This window comes from Hufsiella arboris, assembly GCF_009834875.1.
GTDB lineage: Bacteria > Bacteroidota > Bacteroidia > Sphingobacteriales > Sphingobacteriaceae > Hufsiella_A > Hufsiella_A arboris.
This window is the reverse complement of sequence record NZ_WVHT01000006.1, coordinates 225,544-246,165: the sequence shown is the minus strand read 5'-3', so window position 1 is coordinate 246,165 and position 20,622 is coordinate 225,544. Positions and strand designations below refer to the sequence as shown.

General features: G+C 42.4%; 18 protein-coding genes. 10 read left to right on the top strand and 8 right to left on the bottom strand.

The annotated features are described in order from the left end of the window. Positions 1-8 precede the first annotated feature (8 nt). From GS399_RS14195 to GS399_RS14160, 8 genes are read left to right on the top strand one after another with little or no spacing between them, the layout of a single operon-like run. The gene (locus tag GS399_RS14195; RefSeq protein ID WP_160845303.1) at positions 9-1,052 is read left to right on the top strand and encodes a polysaccharide pyruvyl transferase family protein; all 1,044 of its coding nucleotides are present in this window, start codon (positions 9-11) and stop codon (positions 1,050-1,052) included. Beyond that, on the top strand, positions 1,052-2,236 hold the full coding sequence (locus GS399_RS14190; protein ID WP_160845302.1) for a glycosyltransferase family 4 protein: 1,185 nt from the start codon (positions 1,052-1,054) through the stop codon (positions 2,234-2,236). The genes GS399_RS14195 and GS399_RS14190 overlap by 1 nt, the downstream gene beginning before the upstream one ends. After that, positions 2,211-2,843 (top strand): acyltransferase, encoded by a 633-nt coding sequence (locus GS399_RS14185; RefSeq protein WP_160845301.1) that lies wholly within the window; start codon positions 2,211-2,213, stop codon positions 2,841-2,843. Before GS399_RS14190 ends, GS399_RS14185 begins: the two co-directional genes overlap by 26 nt. Beyond that, positions 2,840-4,129: a hypothetical protein gene (locus tag GS399_RS14180; protein WP_160845300.1), complete on the top strand. Its 1,290-nt coding sequence runs from the start codon at positions 2,840-2,842 to the stop codon at positions 4,127-4,129. Before GS399_RS14185 ends, GS399_RS14180 begins: the two co-directional genes overlap by 4 nt. An 11-nt stretch (positions 4,130-4,140) precedes the next feature. Further along, the gene (locus GS399_RS14175; protein ID WP_160845299.1) at positions 4,141-4,914 is read left to right on the top strand and encodes a glycosyltransferase family 2 protein; all 774 of its coding nucleotides are present in this window, start codon (positions 4,141-4,143) and stop codon (positions 4,912-4,914) included. 14 nt (positions 4,915-4,928) lie between these two features. Next, a complete protein-coding gene (locus tag GS399_RS14170; RefSeq protein WP_160845298.1) occupies positions 4,929-5,969 on the top strand; it encodes a glycoside hydrolase family 99-like domain-containing protein in 1,041 nt (346 codons plus the stop codon). A 19-nt stretch (positions 5,970-5,988) separates the two neighbouring features. Further along, complete coding sequence (locus GS399_RS14165) at positions 5,989-7,071, top strand: glycosyltransferase family 4 protein (protein WP_160845297.1); 1,083 nt, start codon at positions 5,989-5,991, stop codon at positions 7,069-7,071. 11 nt (positions 7,072-7,082) lie between these two features. Next, entirely contained in the window at positions 7,083-8,252 is a 1,170-nt protein-coding gene (locus GS399_RS14160; protein WP_160845296.1) for an acyltransferase family protein, read from the top strand. A 294-nt stretch (positions 8,253-8,546) separates the two neighbouring features. Here GS399_RS14160 and GS399_RS14155 read toward each other — a convergent pair whose 3' ends face one another. Further along, positions 8,547-9,056 (bottom strand): hypothetical protein, encoded by a 510-nt coding sequence (locus GS399_RS14155; protein ID WP_160845295.1) that lies wholly within the window; start codon positions 9,054-9,056, stop codon positions 8,547-8,549. 222 nt (positions 9,057-9,278) lie between these two features. Between GS399_RS14155 and GS399_RS14150 the strand changes: the two genes are divergently transcribed. Then, positions 9,279-10,046 (top strand): PI-PLC domain-containing protein, encoded by a 768-nt coding sequence (locus GS399_RS14150; RefSeq protein ID WP_160845294.1) that lies wholly within the window; start codon positions 9,279-9,281, stop codon positions 10,044-10,046. Positions 10,047-10,077: 31 nt separating this feature from the next. Here GS399_RS14150 and GS399_RS14145 read toward each other — a convergent pair whose 3' ends face one another. Further along, positions 10,078-11,214: a glycosyltransferase family 4 protein gene (locus GS399_RS14145; protein ID WP_160845293.1), complete on the bottom strand. Its 1,137-nt coding sequence runs from the start codon at positions 11,212-11,214 to the stop codon at positions 10,078-10,080. A gap of 174 nt (positions 11,215-11,388) precedes the next feature. Here GS399_RS14145 and GS399_RS14140 point away from each other — a divergent pair, with 174 nt between their 5' ends. Then, complete coding sequence (locus tag GS399_RS14140) at positions 11,389-12,378, top strand: polysaccharide pyruvyl transferase family protein (RefSeq protein WP_160845292.1); 990 nt, start codon at positions 11,389-11,391, stop codon at positions 12,376-12,378. A 55-nt stretch (positions 12,379-12,433) separates the two neighbouring features. On the opposite strand, the gene GS399_RS14135 is transcribed toward GS399_RS14140, so the two are convergent. The 6 genes from GS399_RS14135 to GS399_RS14110 all read right to left on the bottom strand — a co-directional run bounded on the left by GS399_RS14135 (position 12,434) and on the right by GS399_RS14110 (position 20,573). Further along, entirely contained in the window at positions 12,434-12,811 is a 378-nt protein-coding gene (locus GS399_RS14135) for a hypothetical protein (protein ID WP_160845291.1), read from the bottom strand. 104 nt (positions 12,812-12,915) lie between these two features. After that, positions 12,916-15,279 carry a PAS domain-containing sensor histidine kinase gene (locus tag GS399_RS14130; RefSeq protein ID WP_160845290.1) on the bottom strand — a complete coding sequence of 788 codons (2,364 nt, stop codon included), beginning with the start codon at positions 15,277-15,279 and terminating at the stop codon, positions 12,916-12,918. Between the two features lie 114 nt (positions 15,280-15,393). Then, complete coding sequence (locus GS399_RS14125) at positions 15,394-16,434, bottom strand: NHL repeat-containing protein (protein ID WP_160845289.1); 1,041 nt, start codon at positions 16,432-16,434, stop codon at positions 15,394-15,396. Positions 16,435-16,568: 134 nt separating this feature from the next. Then, complete coding sequence (locus GS399_RS14120; protein WP_160845288.1) at positions 16,569-17,459, bottom strand: SIR2 family protein; 891 nt, start codon at positions 17,457-17,459, stop codon at positions 16,569-16,571. A 125-nt stretch (positions 17,460-17,584) separates the two neighbouring features. After that, positions 17,585-17,962, bottom strand: a complete 378-nt coding sequence (locus GS399_RS14115; RefSeq protein ID WP_160845287.1) for a response regulator — start codon at positions 17,960-17,962, stop codon at positions 17,585-17,587. Between the two features lie 118 nt (positions 17,963-18,080). Continuing rightward, positions 18,081-20,573: a glycoside hydrolase family 9 protein gene (locus tag GS399_RS14110; RefSeq protein WP_202409466.1), complete on the bottom strand. Its 2,493-nt coding sequence runs from the start codon at positions 20,571-20,573 to the stop codon at positions 18,081-18,083. Positions 20,574-20,622: the final 49 nt, after the last annotated feature.

Sequence of the window (20,622 nt, the reverse complement as noted above, 5' to 3'; positions counted from 1 at the left end):
ACCGAATCATGATTAGCTATTACTATAATTATTACAAGCGTTTTTTAAAGTCGTACCAGACGCTGAAAAATGCAAAGCCAAAGCACACAACGTATCCTTCAATCGGCCTGATTGATCCTTCCATCGGTTCCAATAACCTCGGTGATATCATCATACAAAATGCTGTTACCAGGCATCTTCGAACTGTTTATCCGGATGCTTTTTTAACGTCGTATCCTTCACAGCTGCACCGCACTTACGACGCCCGGCTGAAGATGGCACAGGAAGATGTGGTTTTTGTCGGTGGAACGAACTTGCTGGCATCCAATATGGAGGATCGCTATCAATGGAAAATTGATCCGCTGGATAAAGTTTATCTGAAAAATAAAATCGTATTGATGGGTACCGGATGGTGGCAATACCAGCAGGACCCAAATGATTATACCAAGAGTCTGTTTCAGAATATTTTGTCGCAGAATTATATTCATTCAGTAAGGGACAGTTATACCGAGCAAATGCTGAAGAAGGCTGGTATTGAAAATGTTGTTAATACCACCTGTCCGACGCTATGGCAATTGTCGCCGGAACATTGCGTTACTATTCCGCAGCAAAAGGCGAAGAACGTAATTACAACGCTCACGTTTTATCATCGAAATGCCGAACTCGACCGCCGCATGATGGAAATCCTTCAGGCAAATTATGAGAACGTATACCTCTGGGTTCAGGGTTTACAAGACTTCGATTACCTGAAAGAAATATATCCCGGATGGCAGCAGGTAAAACTGGTTCCGCCTGTTCTTGAGCTTTATAATGAGATGCTTGAGTCGGAAGATATTGAGTATTTCGGAACAAGGTTGCATGCCGGCGTTCGTGCACTTCAGAAAGGCAAAAGAACACTGATAGTCGCAGTTGACAATCGCGCTATAGAAATTGGAAAAGATACAAATCTTAATGTGATAGACCGTAAGCAGGTCGATTCAAGTCTGGATTTTGTTTCTAAGCCCTATAAAACTGACATTAAGTTGCCGAACGACACGATAGCGCTCTGGAAAAATCAATTTATCAGGAAGTAATGAAAGTACTCTGGCTCGCACCCCATCCGTTGCCTAATAACGATACCAATGGTAAACGTATGCATCCGGCACCATGGATCACATCCCTGGCCGAAGAGCTGGCATTGAGAGGCGTCGAAATAACGATCGTGACAACGTTAAAACGGATGAATCACGAGATTCAGGAGTTCGACATGGGCGCCTACAAATTGGTTATTTTGAATGTGCCTTCCGGAAAAATTGATACGCTGACGCTTTTCAAAACCCGTATAGGCAAACTGCAAAACTATATTTCAAACGTGGCCGGAAATTTCGACCTGGTTCACGTTCACGGCACGGAACATCAGTACGCCACATCCTTATCAGGTATTTCGATTCCCTATGTTATCTCGATACAAGGGCTACTATATCAATACAAAAAATATATTTCTGATCGGTTTACGCAACGAAGGCTGCTGTGGGAGCTCGGTGCCATGTACGAAAAAAACGAAATCAGGAAGGCCGATAACTTCATGTGCCGTACGCATTGGGACTCTGGTTCCGTTCGCTCACTAAATAAAAGTGCCAGAATATTTACCGTATGGGAAATGATCCGCAGCGAGTTTTACCAGGGCATTAAAACTACGGGTTCTGATATTCTTTTCTCCGGTGGAGCGAATTCGCTCAAAGGGCTTCCCCGAGCCTTACGTGCATTCAATGAAGTGTTAAACAAGGTTGATAAGAAGCTTCACGTTATTGGTGGCGGCTGTAAATGGGAGTTTGTTGAGGAAGTGCGGATCAGGTACGGCCTACAGAATATCCGGAAGGATAACGTGATTCTTCACGGGGGCGTTTCGGCAGGCAAAATCATGGAGCTTTATACAGATTGCTATTGCCTGTACCATCCAAGCTTAATTGATAATAGTCCTAATTCTGTATGCGAAGCTCAGCTTGCCGGTTTACCGGTTGTGGCGACAAATACCGGCGGTTTAAGCTCCTTAATTAACCACGGTGTAACCGGTTTGTTGCTGGATAGCGATGTTAAAAACGATGCCGGTACGTTATTAAAGTTATGGTTCGATAACCAGCAAAGACAAACTATTAGCGAAAACGCGAGAAGTGTCGCCTTATTACGGCATGATAAAAACTCAATAACTCAACAGGTTATCGAAGCTTACGATGCGGTGAAAAATAAAACGAATGAAACTGTTAAGGCTGGCATATAAAGGCTATAAATCAGTCAAATTTAAGTTTGACAGGCGCTTCTGTAAAGCGATTACCAAAATACGCTTTGCGCTGAACGGTGTCGACTACCAGGATGACTTTATGGCGAGAGGGCTTCCGGTTATCAACGTGAGTATGAAAGGGAAGCTCAAAATCGGCAACCGGTTTATATTTCACTGTGGCAGAAATTACAATGTGATTGGCCGGCAGCAGCCTCTTTACCTAATTGTCAGGGAGGGTGCGGAACTAATTATTGGTAACAACGTCGGTATCAGTTCATCGGCTATTATCTGCCAGCACCGCATTGAAATTGAAGACGATGTGAAAATAGGAGGGAATGTAGTGATTTACGATTCGGACTTCCATTCACTGGATGCAGAATTGCGAAAAGACTTTTATAAAGACAAAGCAAATGTAAAGACGAAGCCTGTTCTGATACGGAAAGGAGCATTTATCGGAGCGCACGCCATTATTTTAAAAGGTGTTACGATTGGCGAAAACGCCATTGTCGGCGCGGGAGCCGTGGTGAGTAAAGATATTCCGGCAAACCAGGTTTGGGCGGGTAATCCGGCGAAATTTGTGAAAGAGTTAGATAGTGTTGTGGTATGAATAAATATGTGAATTTAAAGGTCTGGTCGTATAACCTGGAAGCAGGTTTGCATAAAGTGAAAGTAAATCAAAACTTCGTTTGGATTGCTATAGCCTTTTTTTTCGTCAACAGTTTTTTTCTGCCTTCTGGTTTATTGATTACAACCCTGCTGACTCCGTTTTTTATTGTTTGGTTGCAGAAAGAACATGTCAACCTGGTAAAACCCACCGGTATTTTCATTCTTATTTTCCTGCTTTTTTTTAGTATTCACCTGTACAACGGAATTTATGTATTCGATTATCTGCGGTCATCGGTGTTGTATTACACGTGTTTGATTTTTGCGCTGGTGATCTATCAATACTTTATCAGATACAGTTACACCTACGAGTATGTGATTGAGAAAATAGTCTTCGTAAATATTGCGCTTGTTGGTATCGCGATTGTGTCATTGTTAGCGATGAGAGATGGAAATATCCTTTGGTTCCGCAATGAGAACGGAATATTAAGATTAAAGCTTTTTACATCCGAATCCTCGGCTTACAGTTCCCGGTTGGTGCCGGTTTTCTTTTTCTACTTCCAGTACCTGTATTATTCAAATCTCAGCAAGCGAAAAAAATACCTGTTCTTCTCGGTACTTATCTCGTTATTACTGTCGCTATCCTACGGAACAATAGGCGCCATCATCGCCTCGACGGTTTTGTTCGTGCTGATTAATTTTTTCAGTTCGCTGCGGGGGCAATACAATTTTAAGATCGTGTTAGCATTGATCGGTACAGTTGGCCTGATGATATTTTTACTTGCAGGGCCTTTGAGAAACGGTTTGATCGGTAAACGATTCTTCAATATCATCGAAGGCAATGATACCTCCGCCAAAGGACGATCATCGGATGCTTATTTAATAGCCGATAAAGTTCTTGAAACGAAAAGCAAATATTTCGGTATCGGTCCCGGGCAGTTTAAAATCATCGGAAAAGACATCGTTAATGATTATTACGAATACGGCTTAACTCAAAAGGAACAACCTGAAGCAAGAATACCCTCGGTGACTGCCGAAACCCTGGTAATCTATGGATATATCGGTTTGGCAATTCGTTTTTTCCTTGAAATATTCCTGTTTTTCAGAACCAGGGTTTACCGGAGTTCATACAGGCTTTGCCTGTTTTTGTACATGTTTATTGCGCAGTTCGTTGGCAGTAACATCGTAAGTGTGTATGAATATTTTATCTGGGTGCTGGCTTTCACAAACGTGTTCCCTGACGCTTATTTTAAAAAAGTAAGCGTGAAAGGCGCAAGGGCAATTTCATAAATAAAGTAACTATGGAAAACACTCCGAAAATCTCCATCATCATTGCCACCTACAACGCCGGTAGTTTTATTGAGCGGGCTTTACAAAGCGTGCTTGATCAAAAATATCCGAATACGGAGTTGATTGTAATCGATGGCAATTCAAAGGACGACACAGTAAGCAAAATAAGGAAATTCGAAGATGGCATCGCTTATTGGGTTTCCGAGCCAGATAAAGGTATTTATGATGCCTGGAACAAAGGCGTAGATAAAGCAACAGGAGATTGGACCATGTTTCTCGGTGCCGATGATTTGCTCGTTCCCGGGGCGATAAAAGACTATGTTGAATTTTTGAAAGGTGTTGGAAAAGAAGTTGACTACGTTTCGTCACGTATCGAAATGATCGACGAAAATGATACCACGATTCGTATCAAGGGCTGGCCCTGGGAATGGCCTATGTTTTTGAAGGAAATGACGGTCGCGCATCCCGGGTCACTTCATTCTAAGCGGCTGTTTGAAAAATATGGGCGGTTTGATACCAGCTACAAAATTACCGGCGATTACGAATTTTTACTTCGCCCGGGAAAAGAGTTAAAAACAGCCTATTATGACAAAGTGCAGGTAAAAATGAGCGAAGGAGGAGCTAGTGACAGCATCGCAGCTGTTAAAGAACATTTACGTGCCGCATCGAAAACCGGCGGCTATCCCGAATACAAAGCGAAGCTCAATGGAGCTGTTGTATACATCAAATTTAAAGGGAAATACCTGTTACGACGTTTCGGATTTAACGCCTACCTGAAAACCTGAAAACATGCCTGCCTATGAAAAAATATATGTTATTTGGGATTTTGGCGCTGGTTCTGCAGCTTAGCCAGGCCCAAACATCGGCTATAAAACTTGGAGCCTATTACTTCGACGGATGGAAAAAGGGAAGCAAACATGTGACAAAAGCATTGGTTGACAGCTTTCCTGAACGGAAGCCGGTTTGGGGCTGGGTAACCAGCACGCCTGAAGCGGTGAAATCACAGATTGACCTGGCGTCGAACGCGGGTATTTCCTTTTTCAGCTTTTGCTGGTATTACGCTAAAAGTAATCCCGATGCCGGCAACCAGGCTTTATCTTATTATTTAGATGCGCCTAATAAGTCTGCGCTTCAGTTTAACCTGATGGTGGTGAATCATGAAGGTTTTACCATCAGGCCGGAAGACTGGCCTGATCTGATTCCACAGTGGATCAAACTTTTCAAAGATCCGCAGTATCTAAAGATTCAGCGGAAGCCTTATATAGCGTTTTTTAGCATTAATTCCCTTGTTAAAGCTTTTGGATCTGCGGAAGCTGTGAATAAAGCGTTCGATGAATTGAGAAGTGCAGCGAAGACGGCGGGATTTTCAGGCGTCGAAATTGGCGGTTGCCCGTCGCCGGATACCAGGTCAATTGCACTTGCGCAAAACTGCGGGTTTGATATCCTTACGGGATATAATTATCCGGGGGTGGGATTGAAAGATACCAAAACTCCGATCAATAGTTTGATAGACAGGTATTCGTGGACCTGGAAGCAGTTTGAAAACTCACATTTGCCCTATATCCCTGTAGCAACACTTAACTGGGATAACCGCCCCTGGCGAACTGGTGATGACGAAAAAAAAGCGAGACATTTCGTGGGGTATTCGTCTGCCTCGGTTTACCAGTCTGTAAAAGCTTTAAAAACATGGCTCGACGCTAACCCCGATAAAACTACGAAGGAGCGAATTGCCCTGCTTTACGCCTGGAATGAATATGGCGAAGGAGCCTGGCTCACGCCGTCCGCTAATTCAAAAGATAACCTGCTGGATGGCGTAAAAAAGGCCATGAATAAAAACTGAGAATATTTTATCTGCCCGTATGAATGTATTAATGATTGCCCGAAAAACGCTTAACACTTCGCCCGGAGGTGATACCGTCCAAATCAATTCGACAGCCGAATACCTCCGGAAACTGAATGTCAACGTCGATATTTTATTCAGCGGCGATAAAGTTGACTACTCGCGATACGACCTGATGCATTTCTTTAACATCATCCGGCCTGACGATATTGTCGATCATGTGCGTAAATCAGGTTTGCCCTTTGTCGTGTCAACGATTTATGTTGATTATAGCGAGTTCGAAAAACGAAATCGAAAGGGTGCTTTGAAATTGGTAACGAACGTTTTTGGCGCCGATAATCTTGAATATCTAAAAGCGATCGCACGTGTTTTTATTAATGGTTACAGGCTTAATTCGGTTTATTATTTGTTGAATGGCCACCGTTCTTCGATCCGCTATATTGCGACGAAATCCGCCGCATTATTGCCTAATTCTCACAGTGAGTTCCGCAGGTTCAACAAGCAGTATTCAACCGGAAGCACATATTTTAAAATCCCTAATGCGATCGATGTTCACACCTTTGATGAAACCGTAACACCCAACGAAGCATTTCGCAACCATGTTCTATGCGTTGGCAGAATCGAGGGGCGGAAAAATCAACTGAACCTCATTCGTGCAATGGCTGGAACCGGCATCCCGCTTACTATCGTCGGAAAGCCGTCGCCCAATCACTTGAGCTATTTTGAAGAATGCAGGGTGCTGGCGGAGAAAAGCGACAACGTGAAAATCATCGAACACATGGACCATCGCGAGCTATCGGCGGCTTACAAAGCGGCCAAAGTTCATGTTTTGCCGAGCTGGTTCGAAACAACCGGCTTGAGCTCGCTCGAGGCGGCCGTGATGGATTGCAACATCGTAGTAACGCGAAAAGGAGATACCGAGGAATATTTTGAGGACATGGCCTGGTACTGCGAACCGGACGATATTTCATCCATACGGGAACAAGTAACATTGGCGTTTGAAGCTCCCGTTTCGTCACGCCTTAAAGAGAAGATATTGAGCGACTATACCTGGAATAAAACAGCTGAAAAAACCCTTGAGGCTTACAAAGCTGTCGTTTAAAGCAATTTGCTATGACCAAAAGACCAAAGTTTGAATTTCTGGATGGATTAAGAGGTATCTGTGCTGTGTACGTAGCGTTATATCATTCACAGCTATTTACAGGCCACGGCGTTACGACATCACAGTTAGTGATGCCATTGAAACCGCTTAGCTTCCTGCTTAATTTCGGGCATTTTTCAGTCGCCGTGTTTATTGTTTTGTCGGGTTTTTGCCTGACTATTCCTGTAGCGCTTAATCCTGATAAAAAGTTGCGAAATGGTTTTAAAACCTATATTGCCCGGCGCAGCAAAAGGATATTGCCTCCGTATTATATCGCGCTAATCCTTTCTGTAATTTTGGTCTTCGCAGTGCCGGTTATGCAGGTCGCGCAGAAAACAGCCTGGGACTCTAAAATTCCTGTCGACTGGCAGGCGATTCTTTCACACTTCCTGATGATTCATAATCTCAATCCTGATTGGGTTCTGAAAATTAACGGTCCGATGTGGAGCGTTGCAACTGAATGGCAGATATATTTCCTGTTCCCGGTTTTATTATGGATCTGGCGAAAGACGAATTTAATATGGTCGCTAGCCTTTGCACTGTTTATAGGAGTGCTGCCACGTCTGCTGGTGCCTTCTTATAACCTTGCCTGGATGCATCCCTGGTATCTTGGGCTCTTTGCAATCGGTATGGCCGCCGCGATAACTGCATTTTCTGAGGATGTCTTTTGGGTGAAAATTCGCGAAAGAATTAACTGGAAAATTACTTTTTACGGTGCGGGTCTGCTAGTAGCCGCTTTACTGGTGTTTGCTAAAAATACCAATCCGATCATCTCTGAAACATTAGTTGGTGTATTGGTCAGTATCCTGATTATCAATTATACGCTGATTGAAGTTTCAGGTGAGCGCAAACCGCTTCCACTCAAGGTTCTTAACTCCGGAATCGCTGTGAAGCTAGGGGTTTTTTCATATAGCATTTATTTGATTCACAGCCCTTTGCTTGCACTTTTTAACTTGCTAACCTTACACGTTCCGATCAATATCAATGTTCGCTTTCTCATAATGATTTTACTGGTCGTTCCTGCAGCGATTGGTATTTCCTATATTTTTCATTTGATTTTTGAAAGGCCTTTCATGCTGAATAAGCCGACGAAGAAAGCGGACGATAAGTTGATTGAGGAATTGGAGGAAGTCAAGGGCTGATGACACATTTTTTGAAAATGAAGGCATTTCTGCTTAGCGAACCTCAGCCCGGCTTTACGCGCAATGTTTGTGCGTTTTAAACTCGGTAGGAGCGATTACCCCGCACTGAAGCGTTGAGTTGTGCGGCTGAGGAGGAGTACAAGCGTATGACGGGGCTATCGGTGAAAAAGGTAATCAGGATCTGCTTTTCTATAAATCAGTAAATCAAGTTTTACTTAACCATTGTAATTATAGCTGTCATTGTATAAAATTTATTCCGATCCTTAGGTTTATACGTTGCAACCGCAGTTTGTCTCAGGAGTGCTTTGCATTATATTCCTTAATCAGTTTCTTTACCTGACCTCTAGTTAATCTGTTAAGCTGATTTATTTTCATTACAACTGCCGGCTCATCACTCATCGCCTGTTTCATGATGGATTTTGAGTTGTTCAAGTAAGTGATATCTGTTTCACCCAAAAAGATTTCCTGGTAAGTGTCTTCTAAACCTTGTTTCAGAATATAATAAAATGTGTCGCTAGTGCCACTGTTCATTAACGTAGAACTTAACGCGCCTCCGTAGGTGACGCTTATCAGGCTTACATTTCCTTTTATCAGTATGTCTTTGATTGTATAGCGTGATCCGAATGAATGATGGCCTTCAGGAATCGTTGCAATGCTCCGCTGATATCTCATATTCGAAACGATCGTAGACATTGCCTTCAACCTTTTTTTCGCCGGATTTTCTTTGAAAAGGACACTGTCCTGAGAATAGCTGTTGAAAGCCAGAAATAACAGCGCGATGATCGCTGTAAATAACTTTTTCATGTGATTCGGTTTGGTGGGTATAAATAAAGCGTTTTTAAATTAATAAGACAAATCTTGCTTTTCAAAATAAGTTAAGCTCGGAGGTGACGCTTGCCTCAGAATGTGAGATAAATCGCACAGAGATGATTTCAGCTTTTGTAACAAAATAGGTCGGGATAAAGTGAAATTGCAACCGCTATCCATAACTTTACTCAAGCTGGTTAACTACTAATTCTGGTGCCTATGAGATCTAACATATCTTTTCTACTGCTATTATTTACTTTGCCCGGTTGCCTTAAAGCGGTAGCTCAACCGTCGCACTATACAGTCGCGAACGCTCACGCGCATAATGATTATCAGCATAGTATACCTTTCTCTCTGGCTTACAACAATGGTTTTGGATCTATCGAAGCCGATATATTCACTCTGAACGGCAATTTGTATATCGCACACAATAAAGAAGATATTGTCGACGGCCGTACCTTGAACGCGCTTTATTTACAACCATTGCTTAGCGAATTGAAAAAGAATAAAAGTCGCCAGATTAGACTTTTAATTGATTTGAAGGGCGACTATAAAGTCACTTTACCTATTCTGCAGCAACAATTAACGCCATTAAATCATTACTTACGCACATTGGAGCAGCCTGGGCAGGTTACTATCGTAATTAGTGGCAACCAACCGCCGCCTTCCGAATTTTCCACTTATCCTTCTTTTTTCTTTTTTGACGCAAGCCATGTTAAGGGTTTTACGCTCAAGCAGTGGCAACGGGTAGGACTGGTAAGTATGCCTTTTACCCGCTTTGCAAAATGGGATGGTCTGACGCCGCTGCCTGCATCTGATCAGCAGAAGATCCGTGCGGTGATCGACAGTGTTCATTCTGCCCATCGAACGATCCGTTTTTGGGCTGCACCCGATACTCCTTTATCGTGGAAAACTCAAATGCAGTTAGGAGCGGATGTGATTGGAACTGATAAGATTGAAGAGTTAACCGGCTTTCTTAAAGAATAATTGAGAAATGCGACGATCCTTTATGTAATTGCTAAATCACTTCTTTCATCAGCCCGAACAGCAATTCTCCCGTCTTTTTCCAGTTAAGCCTTGTTTCATACTCGTTAAACGAAGAGTAACACAAATCTTTATACGTCTGTCCGTTAAAAAACTTTTGGGCAATATAATCTGCGTAAGAAGCGGCACTTTCATTTAATCCAAATGTTTTACCGTTTACGTCGTCGGTTACCAGGCTGGTAATTCCACCTACGTTCGTGGTGATGCATGGCAGTCCGAACGAGTTAACTTCCGCATAAACAATCGGCGTACAATCGGCTTTTGACGGTAGAATCAAAAAGTGGCTTTCGGCCAGCAGTTTATCGATTTTCTTTTGCCCCTCTTCGGTGGCTTTGCTTATAAAGCCGTGGTTTACTACAAAATCATGGACATTTTCAAACGGAAGTTCTTTAATTCCTGTAATATGAAGTATAGTTTTTAGCCCGCGTTCGTTTAGTAGTCTCGCTACATCCATAGCCATATCACCGCCTTTGCGATCCCATTCAACGCCTAGGAAAAGTAGATTGCAAACGGTTTCTGAGCGGTTTCCGACAATGATTTTGATGTCATCTAAAGTTCTGTTGCAAACAATGTTCGCCCCGAACGGAACCACTTTAACTTTTGCCGGATCAGCATTGTAATCGTTGATCGCCGATTGCGCCGCCCAGTCGGATGAAAAGATAGCCAGAGCGGCACTGTCGATCGCCGTTTGCTCAATTAAGTGGCCGTTGCGGATGTTTTCAGCTGACATATTAGTGAAGCCTTCGTAAAAGTTAATCATCGAAGCGAAAGTTGCATCAGTATAGAAAACTTTGGGCTTATTGCTCTTGATAAATGCCAGCGCATTCACTCCGGGAGAAAATAAAACCTGGGAATTGCGGTTAATTCGTTCCTCGGCTTGTTCGGCATAGTGCCTGGCGATTCTTACGTCGCGGTCAAAACGATACTTTTTTCCCAAGGCATTATAAAGAGTTCGCCTCAGCAATGTCGAGGGACCGAGCTTTCGCCTCAGCTCACCCACGTAATCAATTTCCACTCCTTTATCTTCAAGCGATTTGGCAATATTGTAGCCGGTTCCCGACCAGCTATGAACGTCTTTTGCGTCGTAGGTTGTTACGTAAGAAATTTTCATTAAAGGTAGTTTGCGTAATAGTAACGTGACTATTTAAATTTTATTCGATAAAATTTGCTTTTTGTTGCAACTTTCTTTGTTTGATTGCCGTTTTATTGAACAAATTCTAACAACGCCGATAAGATAGGCAATGGGAATTCGTTATATAAATCATTCTACCCGCAAAGCACACCTATGAATACAAATAAAGAGCATATACTAAAACTGCGTGAACTCATATTCAATACGTTAAGTCCGCTGATTAATAAAGATTACTGTTTACTGGATATTCCCGACCACGTTAACATTGGCGATCAGCTAATTGCGGGCGGGGAGTTTGCTTTTTTACAACGCATTCCGCACAAGATGCTTTATACATCGAACGATCGGCTGTGCCAGATGGAAAAAATCCCGGTAGGAAGTGTTATTTTATTTCATGGCGGAGGCAATTTTGGTGATTTATGGCGTGGTTTCCAGGAATTCAGGTTAGATGTTATCAAACGGTTTCCCCATAACCGGATCATCATCCTGCCGCAAACTGTTCACTATAAAGATCCTGAAATGTTGAAGCAGGATGCTGCTGAATTTAGTAAACATCCTGATCTGACTATTTGTGTACGAGATTCGCGATCGTTCGAACTGATGAAAGAGCATTTTGTTCACAACAAAATTTTCATGCTGCCCGATATGGCTTTCAATCTTGATTTCGACCAATATATATCCATGAAAGATACGGGTAAAGCGCTGCTGCTGGAACGTGTCGACCAGGAAATAGGAAAGGGATTTAATCCAATTGAATTCGCGAACAAAGTCCGTAACGGAAAACAGATTGAAATCCGCGACTGGCCATCGATTAAAAAAGGTACAATTGAAGGAAAAGTGAAGGGCGCTCTGCACCGCGCTAATGGCGTATTGTCAAAGGCGCTGATTAACGTTCCTGTGATTAAAGAGCAGATTGATCATCGATATGGATTTATGTCGGAAGACCTGGCTCACGATTACGCAATAAAAGGCATCAATTACATCAATGAGTACGATGTGATATATACAACCCGCCTGCACGGTTTTATTCTTTCTGTGTTGTTAAACAAGGAAGTTTATATGATTGATAATTCATACGGTAAGAACAGCACCTTTTTTAACGCCTGGATGAAGGATTTTGAAAAGGTACATTTGATTCAATAGTATCAATTAAGGCAGGGTTTTCTGAAGAGCCCTGCCTTAATTTAACGTTTCGTAATTACTTATTTTCTTTGACCCGTATTCCTTTCGCGTCGAACATGCCCATCAAACTTCCGCTTACGTGATCGTCGTCTACAGGGTCAAGCGTGATATTTACATCATATCCCTGGGCTGTGAAATAGGCGGTTATGGTTTTATCTTTTTCCTCGATTTGGGTGATTTTAGCGGTTTCTTTCCCAGTAGAATCCTGGAGAGTTCCTGTCATTTTTCCATCTTTTCTTTCAAAAAGAAAGTTGATTTTAGCATCGCCCTGAGGAGTGCCGAAAACAGTAACATTCCACTTTCCGACATAATAATCTGGTTTTGTTTGTGCTTTGGCTGCTATCGACATCAGCAAGCCGATGACTGCCACTAAAATAAGGTTTACCTTTTTCATTAATTATAAGTTCTAAATGGTTAATTGAAGAAAGATAAGCAGAATATTTTAGTCGTACAGCCTTAAGTTGCATCGATTTTATTTTCAATCTGAGCAGCTTTTAACTACAAAGGAAGCGTAAACCAAAATGTACTTCCTTTACCCAATTCGCTAATGGCGCCGATCTTGCCTCCATGACGACGGATAATTTCAGCGGAAATAAATAATCCTAAACCCAATCCTGAATATTGTGTACCTGAGTGGTCGGCGCGATAGTAGCGGTCGAATAAATAGGGGAGTTTATCAGGAGCAACGCCCGGCCCGCTATCTTTCACCGATACCCGGACTACTTCGTTTTCTCTTTCCGCGATAAGGAAAATTTCGGTCGATTCCGATGCATATTTAACGGCGTTGTTGACAAAATTTACTACCACCTGGTCAATGCGATGTTCGTCGGCGAAAACTTCAATATCGAGATCCCCCTGGTAAATCAGCTCATGTTTACCTGCTTCGCGCACATGGTTGCAGCAATTATTAAGCACGTCGGAAATAAAAAACGTCGTTTTATTCAAATGAAGCTGCCCTTCGTTCATTCGGCTAACATTTAGCAGATCATCGATCAGATTGCTGATTTTCCCCATGCTTCGGTTGGCCTGTTCTATCAGTCGCGACACAATCGGAACGTTTTTGCCCGGATCGTCTTTCATCCGATTTAGAAGTTGTAGCGAAGCCTTTAATGTGGTTGTTGGAGTTTTTAACTCATGACTAGCAATGCTGATGAAATCATCCTTGCGTTGTTCAGTGTTCTTTCGTTCAGTTATGTCGATAATTGTTCCCGAAAAATGCGCTGACTTTCCACTTTCCGGTTTATAAAGTTTGCCGGTTGCCCTTAGCCAGCGTTTTTCATTGTCGTGAAATCCCGTCACCGGAAATTCCTGCTCAAAGGGAACTCCTTTAAAAAAGGATTCTTTTGCAGCTGAAACTACTTTTTCGAGATAATCTTGGCTAATCTGTTGCACGGCGTGTTCGTAAGAAATTGGCTCATCGTCATAAAAGCCGAAGACGTTTTTAAGCCGCGCCGATGGTATGAAGTCCTTTGTCTCTAAATCAAAATACCAGGTCCCCAGGTGCGCAGAATCTACGGCTAAACGCAGCATTTGCTCAGCACGTTCAATAGATTGGCGAGCTTGTACCTGTTCGGTAATATTTAATACCGTGGCAAGTATCGATTCTACGTTTCCGTTAAGATCAAAAAGCGGATCGTAGCTAAAATCGATAAAATATTTAACCAAGCCGTTTTCAGTAGAAATATCCGCGGAGATCTCCGGCAGCGAGAGTCGTTCCCCTGTATCAAAAACCTGTTGCAGCATTCCAGGGAAGGGTTGATCATGTAATTCGGGAAATATTTCTAATAGCTTTTTGCCGATAACCTGTTCTTTTTTTCGATTCCAGATATCAAGCATTGGCTGATTAGCTATTGTAATAACTAAATCACGGCCCTCTATCACAGTCATTCCAATCGGGGCATTCATAACCATGCTATTCAGGCGATGCTCACTGGCCTGGATTTTCTGCTTAGCCAATACCTGTTCCGTAACTTCCGTTGCAACAACGATTATATTTACGGTATTGCCTGTTGAATTTTTTATAGGATGATAGACAAAGTTGAAATATTTATCCAATAGTCTCCCGTTATATTCGAGAGTAGCCTTGGTTTCACTTCCCCGGAATTCGACACCGGTCATGTACACTTCGTCAAGAATTTGCAAAAAAGGTTGACCCTTTAATTCTGGTAACGCGTCGGCAAGTGGTTTATCGATAATGTTATTTTGTTTGCCCCATATAGCGAGCATCAAATTATTTGCCGATTCGACAATCAGCTCGCGCCCGGTTAATATGCCGATTGCCACCGGAGCCTGCTGTACCAAGCCTCTAAAACGGGATTCACTTTCGGCTAAATTATTATTAAGTGTTTTAAGATTTTTATGAGATTCCTTTAGCTCATGGTTTACGCTCAAAAGTTCATGATTAGAGGCTTCAAGTTCTTTATTTAAAGCATTTTTGGTTTGTTCGCTCTCTTTAAGAACTTTTTTTTGCGCGTTTCTTTCTGTGACATCTGTTGCGGTATGTAAGATACAGTACATCCGGCCTTCATCGTCTTTAATTGCCCGGTAAATGAAATCAAAATAAAAAATATTCAGCTTGCCATCTACAAACAGCATCGCAGAAGCGTCGCGAGCTTCATAGGTGGTGCCGGTTCGCCATACATTTTGCAATAAACCGATAAATGGCTGGTTTTCTAACTCCGGAATTGCTTCGGCTATCGGTAAACCAATAACGCTGCGGTCTTTACCCCAAAAGCCAACCATCGCATCGTTAGCAGTTTGAATAATTAAATCTTCTGTTGTATAGATTGCTGTCGCGTTTTCTGAAATGGATAAAATTTCCAGCAATTCATCACTGGAAAAGCGGCGTACCGGATTACTCATCAATTTTATAAAAACTAAAGTACAAATGTATAAATATGTAAATTTTGTACAGCATAACCTTAAATGAATCAAATAGTTCATTCAAAATTTAGCTTGATTGGTAAGTAACGGAAATTATCTTTTATAAATCCTTCTTATTACACGATTTCCGGCATCCGCAACGTAAATTCCGGTAGATCTGATGGAGAGCCCATTGATTGATCTGAACTTTGCTGAAGACAGCGGACCATCCACATACCCGAAATTGCCAGAGGAAGGTGGCTCAGGAGATAATAGTTTGACTGTTCGTGTAGACAAGTTGACAAACGAAATGGTGTTGTCACTATTTACTGTGAAAAGATTTTCATGAGCGGCCTGCCCAAAAACCGAGTCTCTTTTCGATGATGACAGATCTTTCAGCCGCCGGCCTTCTTTATATCCATCCATCCTTAGCAATGTGCTGACTTCGCCGTTAAGGCTGATTCGCCGTATGTACGTAATTTCTGTACTGTCGGTCTTGGAGTCGATAGCGTAAAGCATGCCGTCGCCGGCGAGCTTCAAAGTTGTAACATAACCAAAACGAGCTTTTCCGCCTTTTCCATCAACAATTCCATAAGCACCAGAACCGGCGATTACAGACGCATTGCCCGCAGGCGGCAGTTTGATGATTCTTCTGTGCCAGGCATCAGCAATATACAATGTTCCATTGTCGGCAATAGCTAAATCCGTTGGCCGCGACAGGCTGATGCCTACATTTACCGGGCTGACAGTTCCCTGAGGTGTAATCTTCACAATCCGGTTGTCGAAATAAAGCGCGACATAAACATCCCCATTTTTAGCTACTTTTAATCCGAAGGGGCTGTTTAAGCCTTCAGCGAGCACACTAACAATCCCGCCTGGTGATATTTTAAAAACTTTATCGTCCGGGTAGTCAGAAGCATAAATTGTACCGTCAGGTGCACTTCCCAATCTACTTAAATAGGGCAGCGTTGTTGTCGTATAAGTCGACACATAAAATGAATCTGCGAGGGCCGATACTTTATTTTTACCTAAACCGTCTGTGAGTGCAACATCGGAAGATCTGTACGAATAATCATCTGAGTCTTTTTTGCAGTTTGCTAAACAAAAGACAAATAAAAGAAATAGAATAAGTTCTGTGTATTTGAACGCTTTCATATCAGGAAGATTGGGTTTAAAAGTTGGAAAGCTTTAACAGTAGATCTGTAATAAAAATACGTTGATTTAAACTGGAAGTCAAGTAGTTTCGGTTAAATTTTTTAATATTCCTACAGATCGTCCGACACTTGAGCTTAACTTAATGTGCCAATAAATTTTTCATAAAATGAGGGATAGCTGGCAGATTTCAAAATCATAATTTTAACTCCAAGGGCTTTTAACAGCTCTATCTTATCCATTTGTTTTTCAGCATTGATCTCAGGAATGATCCACTGGATTGTATTCCTGATTTCCGCGCCTTTTCTGATAAGCCGGCCGCGAAGATTTAAAATAAACCACAAATGAAGTTCGTTAAAATCCATGCCGAATCCCACTATGTCGATATCATGCGTAAAAAATTTATGCACCCAATTATACCTGGCCTCCAAAATCTGCTCGGCCAACCCTTTTCCTGTGTCACTCTTAATTAACCGGTGAATTTTATCAAGATAATCCGCATAGTGCTCGAAGCCAATCAAAATTGAATCCGCGGGATTGGATTTTCGACCATTATCACATTCGCCATGGATGTGCCAGATATGATGGCCATTGACTTCATTGTAACGGTATAAGCTAAATTTGGATGTTCGGCGATCGTTATGCGTCAAAGGCATACAATCCGGATCTGCAGCTAGTTCGATACAATAATCATAATTGGTTGTCAGGTAATGTTTGTAGTAGTTATTTTCCAGCAGCGCAAAATGAGCTGGATTGGGAGTTAGTTTAATCGCATTATCGGCGATCAGTTTTTTTAATTCCCTGATATTCGCTTCTACCGGTTTTTTTGTATCCAGTGTAAAAGATAGTTCTTCAAAAAAAAGCGGATAAGTTTTACTACCTATTTCTGATGTTATTCGGGCGCTTTTCCGAATGTTATTTAACAGATCGCTCCAGGAAAAGCCCTTACTCAGCTGATTGATTCCGTTTCCGAGAAAAAGATATTTTTCATTTTCATTATATAAGCCGGTCAATGGTTTATACGCCATAGTCGTAGGTTATTTGAAAAGGAGGTGGTCAATAGAATAAGTTAGAGGGCCGGGCAAATATTTTTTTGAGAATTTAAAGTTATAGTAGCCGATAGATGGATAATTGTAGTTGGGAAGTAGGGGTCTTATTGCTTTGTAGCGTTAAAATCGAAGAACTTTGAAACTTCATCGATAAAATTTTGAACATCAAAAGGTTTTTCAAGGAATAAATCACAGCCGTAAGTGCCTAGTGAAAGCAGCACTTTCGGGTAGGCAGTTAAAATTATAACTGGCACGTGGTTCCATCTTGGATTAGATTTTATTTGATGACAGATTTCGCCGCCATTTGAATCTTTGAGGAGATAATCCAGAATAATGAGATCCGGTTCAAATGTTTCAAGTGTTTCAAAAATTTGTCTCCAGTCATTAATAGGTTTTACTTCGTAGCCGGATACTTCGAGTACATCCTTCACCGCCGTAAGCGTATCTTCACTATCATCTAAAACGAGAATTTTTCCAGGCATTATTTATTATCATATAAGTCTATGAAATTACAATAATTGCTAACTAATGTTTTGAAATTCGCCGCCCGGGGCATAAATCCGACGAGTATAGATCCAACTTCGTACGTAATAAATTAATCTATTTGGAATTTAACAGATGATCAGCAGCCATTGCAAGGATCAGGAAATCAGTTGTTCCGTATCCTAAAACATATTCGCCCTGCTGCCATAAATAAGGCCAGTCAAGCAATTCCGGAAAATCAGGTCTTATTAATGCCGTTCCTGATGAGATGCCGCCCGGTATGTACGACCAGTCCGCGCGATTAAATCCATATGCAGTTGTCATCGACCTGGAACCAACTCCCGAGACAAATGAAGAGGTATTTGAGCCTGGATGAACGCCTAAAATAAAATTTAACGCGTCGAGCATATAACGGTCAGAAACAATATCGGGAAAACTCACATGCAGAAAGTATTGGCGTGCGCCGAAGTTCTGAATCGTCCAGCCGGCGCCCCAGATATTTGGTTCGTAAGGCACACCGTAAGGCGTCAGAAGCCCTTGCTTTTGAATGTTGGCAAACATCGTTTGAACAGCTTTTTTGATGGCGGCGCTGTAATTCTTGTCGTTTACCGCTGCCATGGAAAGCCCGATATACCAGCCGGTTTGATTTATTTTACTGGTAATCGTAGCGAGTTTATTGATCAGATAATTGGCATACTTCCTTTCATGCGTTGTAAGTAACAACTCTGAAGCGAGATGAGTGCGCTCCAACAAGTCGTTAGCAGTGTTTTGCTCCCAAATTGCCTGTGCAATTTCAATACAGCTTTTTGAAAGCGTGTCATTGTATCCTTTCATAACCCGGCTGGAAGCGGCAAGGGATGCAGCGGTTTCAAGCTCACGGCGCGGATTTTTCTCTGTAAAAACCCAGCGGTCATCTGGAATATTTGATTGAAAACTTTCGCCTTGCTTTTTAGAGCTATCATAGTCGATATTGTCAGTTAAGTTAGCTGGGTCGCCAAGCAGTACATATTGCCGGATCGTTGGTTCAATTATGCCCCGGTAAAATCTACCCATTGAACGATAGCTGGCCGTCACTGAAAGTAAGCCGTGTTCGATCTGCTCTAAAATATCCGGTTTGTTGTCAGGCTGATGTATTTCTGTGACCAAAGTTTTCTGATCAATAGAGGTATTGTCATGTTTCTCAGCAAATTGCTCATAAGCTAACGTTAACCCGTAAATCGTTTCAGCCTGCGACTCAACACGCATATCGTAGTCGCCCGCGTCATGCCAGCCTCCGCGATTGAGCATTGGTACATGCTCTCCGGGCTTAAAATTTGTAAGCGTTTCGGCACCCTGGATATATCCGTCAAAATGATTGGAATCAAGCGGAGCCATCCTGGCATCATCCAGGTGACACCAGCCGTGCCAGACGCGATATTTTTCATTAACCCGCATGTGACACATCTGGGCAGGCAGAAAATAGTCAATGGTCGGTTGCCAGACATTTTCCTTGTATATATCCGGGCTAATTGAAAATGGGTTTGACCGGTAAGATCCATAAGATATCAAATACATCCCTTTTTGGGTAACGTTGCTGAAATCAAGCTGCAGATAATGATAGCGCAGAAAATCGCCCCAATCTTTTCCTTTTAATGCGGTAACTTTTTCAAATCCGCCTTTTTCAGACAGGCGAAGAAGAGTAGCCGGGTATCGTTTCAGATCTTTTTTGTCCAGTTCAACGATCGCGATTTTTTGCTGCGACGGGTGATAGCCAATCTGCGAAACCTGAATGACCGGCTTCCGCTGCCAGTTTTGAACGGCGTTTGGCGTCACCAGCCATTCGATGGCCTTTTTAGATGCACCCTTTTTTACGAGCGACCGTACAACGAACCAGCCATTATTGTGCCTGGCCCTGCCATCAAGCAGTTCTAAATTTCCTTCGCCAATATTTTTGATAATTAACTGCTGCGCTGGCGACTCAGGGCTAACCATTAGCGTTCTGCCCATTGCCATCGGCTTAACCTGGTCTTCACCGCTTTCATCCTTGTAAAGTTGGTTGTTTGGTTGTCGGGAAAATATACCAGGCTGGTTATCCATGTAATACGATTTACCGAACAGTATCCCCGGGAAAAGTTCGATGTTAAAACCTACCTTGTTTTCCCAGCTGGCAGGTAGCGGTTTATCCAAATCGACAATTATTTTAAACGATTCGCCAGCAGGCTGAATGCGTAGCGTGTAGGCAAAGTTTAGATCCGGATAAATGATCGGATTAAAACCTTTCCGGTTTACTTCCTGGTTAGGGTATTCCATACGCACGCTAACCTCGCGGCTTCCTTTATTAACAACCCGTTTTCCAACCTTCGGGGTTGGCGACCATTGACCGGGTGTTGGCTCAAGACGAAGATCACCGTTAGTAGCTACTCGCTGACCTTGCTGAATAATTCCAACGCCGCCCTGATGGCCCTCCGGATAAAAGTCGTGCGCCAGCATAACGTTCACACCGCCATTTTCAAGGTATTCCTGGCTGTTTAATGTAAATGAAGTTATGTGCTGCTGTGCTACGGCGACCTCCATACTGCACAAAACGACAGTAATAATTTTTATACTTCTGATAAATATTCGAAAGTTCATGTTGTTGATTGTTAGCGGATAGTAGGCACAATAAAAATAGAAACGGAAA

What these genes read in the sequence shown, in the direction of transcription:
- GS399_RS14130 (WP_160845290.1), bottom strand. Translation starts at nt 15,279, where the DNA reads ATGAGTAATCCGGTACGCCGCTTTTCCAGTGATGAATTGCTGGAAATT.
- GS399_RS14195 (WP_160845303.1), top strand. Translation starts at nt 9, where the DNA reads ATGATTAGCTATTACTATAATTATTACAAGCGTTTTTTAAAGTCGTAC.
- GS399_RS14165 (WP_160845297.1), top strand. Translation starts at nt 5,989, where the DNA reads ATGAATGTATTAATGATTGCCCGAAAAACGCTTAACACTTCGCCCGGA.
- GS399_RS14150 (WP_160845294.1), top strand. Translation starts at nt 9,279, where the DNA reads ATGAGATCTAACATATCTTTTCTACTGCTATTATTTACTTTGCCCGGT.
- GS399_RS14140 (WP_160845292.1), top strand. Translation starts at nt 11,389, where the DNA reads ATGAATACAAATAAAGAGCATATACTAAAACTGCGTGAACTCATATTC.
- GS399_RS14175 (WP_160845299.1), top strand. Translation starts at nt 4,141, where the DNA reads ATGGAAAACACTCCGAAAATCTCCATCATCATTGCCACCTACAACGCC.
- GS399_RS14120 (WP_160845288.1), bottom strand. Translation starts at nt 17,459, where the DNA reads ATGGCGTATAAACCATTGACCGGCTTATATAATGAAAATGAAAAATAT.
- GS399_RS14110 (WP_202409466.1), bottom strand. Translation starts at nt 20,573, where the DNA reads ATGAACTTTCGAATATTTATCAGAAGTATAAAAATTATTACTGTCGTT.
- GS399_RS14160 (WP_160845296.1), top strand. Translation starts at nt 7,083, where the DNA reads ATGACCAAAAGACCAAAGTTTGAATTTCTGGATGGATTAAGAGGTATC.
- GS399_RS14155 (WP_160845295.1), bottom strand. Translation starts at nt 9,056, where the DNA reads ATGAAAAAGTTATTTACAGCGATCATCGCGCTGTTATTTCTGGCTTTC.
- GS399_RS14170 (WP_160845298.1), top strand. Translation starts at nt 4,929, where the DNA reads ATGAAAAAATATATGTTATTTGGGATTTTGGCGCTGGTTCTGCAGCTT.
- GS399_RS14185 (WP_160845301.1), top strand. Translation starts at nt 2,211, where the DNA reads ATGAAACTGTTAAGGCTGGCATATAAAGGCTATAAATCAGTCAAATTT.
- GS399_RS14135 (WP_160845291.1), bottom strand. Translation starts at nt 12,811, where the DNA reads ATGAAAAAGGTAAACCTTATTTTAGTGGCAGTCATCGGCTTGCTGATG.
- GS399_RS14115 (WP_160845287.1), bottom strand. Translation starts at nt 17,962, where the DNA reads ATGCCTGGAAAAATTCTCGTTTTAGATGATAGTGAAGATACGCTTACG.
- GS399_RS14145 (WP_160845293.1), bottom strand. Translation starts at nt 11,214, where the DNA reads ATGAAAATTTCTTACGTAACAACCTACGACGCAAAAGACGTTCATAGC.
- GS399_RS14190 (WP_160845302.1), top strand. Translation starts at nt 1,052, where the DNA reads ATGAAAGTACTCTGGCTCGCACCCCATCCGTTGCCTAATAACGATACC.
- GS399_RS14125 (WP_160845289.1), bottom strand. Translation starts at nt 16,434, where the DNA reads ATGAAAGCGTTCAAATACACAGAACTTATTCTATTTCTTTTATTTGTC.
- GS399_RS14180 (WP_160845300.1), top strand. Translation starts at nt 2,840, where the DNA reads ATGAATAAATATGTGAATTTAAAGGTCTGGTCGTATAACCTGGAAGCA.